Annotated in this window: 4 protein-coding genes and 1 pseudogene; 1 reads left to right on the top strand and 4 read right to left on the bottom strand. The window is 69.1% G+C overall.

The window, feature by feature from the left end:
* Positions 1-10: 10 nt before the first annotated feature.
* Positions 11-538 (bottom strand): DUF4265 domain-containing protein, encoded by a 528-nt coding sequence (locus ACWEK3_RS42260; protein WP_453252257.1) that lies wholly within the window; start codon positions 536-538, stop codon positions 11-13.
* A 269-nt stretch (positions 539-807) separates the two neighbouring features.
* On the opposite strand from ACWEK3_RS42260, the gene ACWEK3_RS42255 reads away from it, so the two are divergent.
* Positions 808-972, top strand: a complete 165-nt coding sequence (locus tag ACWEK3_RS42255) for a hypothetical protein (RefSeq protein ID WP_450547609.1) — start codon at positions 808-810, stop codon at positions 970-972.
* Between the two features lie 1,076 nt (positions 973-2,048).
* On the opposite strand, the gene ACWEK3_RS42250 is transcribed toward ACWEK3_RS42255, so the two are convergent.
* From ACWEK3_RS42250 to ACWEK3_RS42240, 3 genes and pseudogenes are all read right to left on the bottom strand, one after another.
* Entirely contained in the window at positions 2,049-2,321 is a 273-nt protein-coding gene (locus ACWEK3_RS42250) for a hypothetical protein (protein ID WP_450547608.1), read from the bottom strand.
* 20 nt (positions 2,322-2,341) lie between these two features.
* On the bottom strand, positions 2,342-2,794 hold the full coding sequence (locus tag ACWEK3_RS42245; RefSeq protein ID WP_450547607.1) for a hypothetical protein: 453 nt from the start codon (positions 2,792-2,794) through the stop codon (positions 2,342-2,344).
* Positions 2,791-3,101: pseudogene (locus tag ACWEK3_RS42240) on the bottom strand (metallophosphoesterase); the annotation flags it as partial. The pseudogene ACWEK3_RS42240 and the gene ACWEK3_RS42245, both read right to left, overlap by 4 nt.

Genomic DNA, 3,101 nt, shown 5'->3' with positions numbered 1-3,101 from the left:
GCGGCCTGGATCAACAAGCCGGCACCAGACGGTCCACTGATCCCGGCACAACGTTAGAACGATCTATCTGCCTTGATCCCTTTGACAGGTTCCGGAGCTCGTAGTGCCACCATCCGGCCTCCTGCCCGTGGGTCAGGAGGGCTTTGATTCCCGTGAAGTCGGCGCCAGCCGGTGCGTTCATGGCCACCATGGGGAAGTCCTCGCTGAAGACCTCGCCGCCTAGCCTGAACGGCGCGAAACGCTGATGCATCGCCTGGGGGTTGCGCCCCAGCGGGCCGCTGGGCACGGGGACAACGCGAATCGTGCAGTTGCCGGAGGCGCTGACCCGTCCGACGGCCCAGTGCAGTCCGTCTGCATCGGTCTGGAACCGCACAACGTCGCCCTCGGCCACGCCGTCCTGAAGAAAGGGAACGCTCTGCACCCTGGCCGTGTCTGCGCTGAGCCTGGTCGCCCACAGGCCCTCGGTGTCCTGCGGGAGCCACCCCTCGCGAGGAATGAACCGGAACCAGATCTTGATCTGCTCGACCGAGCTACCCATGACGAGCATCATGCGGCATCGGCACACGGCACAGTTCATCGGGCTGTGCTGCGGAGTCGGTGTCACCCAATCCCGCGCAATCCGGGTGGCGCTTGTGCTGTGGTCTTCTCGCCGCGGCACAGGCGGCCAGAACAACCCACCACTTCGCCAGCTCCCCGCGCACGCCACTACTCTGCCGGCACTCGCGAACGGTGCCCCCTCCATCTCGGAGCCTGAGCGCCCCCCGGAGGCTCGTTCTGACCGTGGCCGCTCCATGCGGTACTCCACTCATGGCCTCCGGGCCCTTTCCACACCAGCGCTGCACCCGACTCGGATTCGGCGACCAGGCGGCACTCGACGACGGCGCCATGTGGTCGACCGCCTGTGCCCTGAAGGAGCTGACCGCAGCCGACGAACAGCGCATCAGCACGCTCGTCAAGAGGGCGGCGAGCTGAGGCCGGCCGGGGCGGAACCGGCGGCGGGCGCGACCGAGCCGCGGATGATGCGGGCACACTCGGCACAGCGCGTCGCCATGGTCTTGCTGACCTCCACCTACTCGTTGGTGGCATCCGGGGCGCGCAGGGACCGGTCTCGGAGCTGGCCAGGCTGCGCCGTGGGCCGGTGCGGGCCATCTTCTGCCTGTGAGTCTCGGCCCTGCTGACGCCCGCGGCGTCGCCCCCCGCCGCAGTTCTGGGACGCGCGCTGGAGATGTGCGGCTGAATTCACTCAGCTCGCGGCGGCGCCGCTGGAGCTCGTCGTCCTTGTCGACCAGAACGGACAGGTCGACCAGGCGGTGAAGGCCTGCACGCACGTCCACGTCGCCGGACGGGACGGCGTGGGCTGGCCCGACCGTGGGCGCGCTGACGCGAAGGGTTGGGTGGGCCGGTCCAGCCTACGGGCTACTGCACCGGCAGGCTGCCGCGAGCCTGAAGAGCGGGCCCTTGTCACCACGCTCACCGAAAAGGCCTGGGCGCCCTGCCACGTGTTGGCCGCCCAGACCGGCCTTTCGAGCAGGGGCAGACCCGCCACGGGGGGGAGCTGGCCTGCCCCTGCACGTTGGCGCCCGCGAGCCTCCCCCCGGAGTGCAGGCGCCTGACCCCATCCGGGGTCACTACGTACAGCGCGGCATGAAACCAAAGTGTCACGGGTGACGGTGGATGGTTGCAAGGTCGACATCCTTGTAAAGAGCGCCCTCTACCAACGTCACAGCCAGGACACGAAACGTGACGGCGCGACCGCGCCTCCTCGGCTTGATTCCGACCACCATGCATCCCGCACCGATCCGGGCCGCTGGCGCACACCGACACCGGTGGGGAGAATGCCCGATTGCGTGTGACGGCGGGGCCCCTGGCCAGTCGTGATGCCGGTCAGGGGCACTTGCAGCGAACAGCCGACGTCAGCCGCCGGACTCCGGCAACGGGTTGTGGGCGCCCGACACGTCCTCCGGCGCGAAGATCTTGCCCTCGCCAGGGGACGGCTTCTTCCGTGACACTGTCCGACTGCACGCTGCCGGGCGACAGCACAGTTCCGGTCAGTTCCGCCGGTGGTGGAGCAGGACGGCCCGTAGGTCGCGCTCGGTGATCTGGTCGGCGGAGCGGTGGAGTGTCCAGCGGTGGGCCTCGCCGTCCATGCGTAGCACGGTAACGACGGTTTCCAGTGGTGGGCGGCCGGGTTCGGTGTACGTGAATTGGCGGATGACGACGGCGGTGTCGTCGTCCAGGCCGAGCACGGCGCGCACGGTGTCCCTCAGTGCGCGCAGGCGCGGACTCGGACCGGCGGTTGCTGGTCGCAGTTGCGGTGGCATGGAGGAGACTCCTTGGTTCGTCACTTTGGTGGTGTGCGGGTGGTGGCCTGGTCCCAGACGGGTGCCCTGAGGGGAGGCCGGGCAGCCTGGTGTTGCCTGGTCACAAGGGCCTGCCAGATGGCGAGGAGCAGCAGGGTGCCGGTTTCGGCCAGGATGCTGAGCAGGGCCTGTGGAGCGGGCTGCAGGCCGTGTTCGGTGAATCCGAACACGCCCACGGTGCGGGAGGCGGCGAAGCCGCCGAGGGCACCCAGCGCCACACCCGCGGCGGCGAGCTTCAGCAGTGGCGGCATCCCGATCAGCAGCAGCGCGGCGACCGCGAAGGAGACACTCGCCTGGAGCAGGAACAGGGGGCCCACGACGTGGATGAAGCGGTACTCGTCGATGTAGAGCTGGGTGTGGATGTATCCGCTCCCGGCGAGCGTGGCGGCGATCGCCACACGCAGGGCCGGGGCGAGGAGCCTTGAGAGGGTCATGCCAGCCTCTCGTCCTTGATCGCCAGCTCCCGGTCGCCCTGCCGGTAGCCCACGGTGCGGATGCCGAGCGCGTCCTTGAGCTGCCGGGCGGGCACGACCTGCGGGGTGGGGGCGGGGGCACGGCCCGGTTTGGGCAGGGGGTAGGCGGTGGTGGTGGCGGAGTGGAAGGTGATGTTGCCCTCCGTCTTGGTGAACAGCTGGTGGACGTGCCCGTTGAGGCAGGTGACGGAGGAGAAGCGGCGCAGGAGGGCGATGACCTTGAGGGCGTCGTCGGTGCTCCAGCCCCACTGCGGGTACATGGCGAACA

This window comes from Streptomyces sp. NPDC004721 (assembly GCF_053601495.1).
The sequence above is the reverse complement of the archived record's forward strand: the minus strand, read 5'-3'. Positions and strand labels throughout refer to the sequence as shown.

Bases quoted from the DNA above. Each gene is read 5' to 3' on its own strand.
- ACWEK3_RS42245 (WP_450547607.1), bottom strand. From the start codon at position 2,794: ATGACCCTCTCAAGGCTCCTCGCCCCGGCCCTGCGTGTGGCGATCGCC.
- ACWEK3_RS42255 (WP_450547609.1), top strand. From the start codon at position 808: ATGGCCTCCGGGCCCTTTCCACACCAGCGCTGCACCCGACTCGGATTC.
- ACWEK3_RS42250 (WP_450547608.1), bottom strand. From the start codon at position 2,321: ATGCCACCGCAACTGCGACCAGCAACCGCCGGTCCGAGTCCGCGCCTG.
- ACWEK3_RS42260 (WP_453252257.1), bottom strand. From the start codon at position 538: ATGGGTAGCTCGGTCGAGCAGATCAAGATCTGGTTCCGGTTCATTCCT.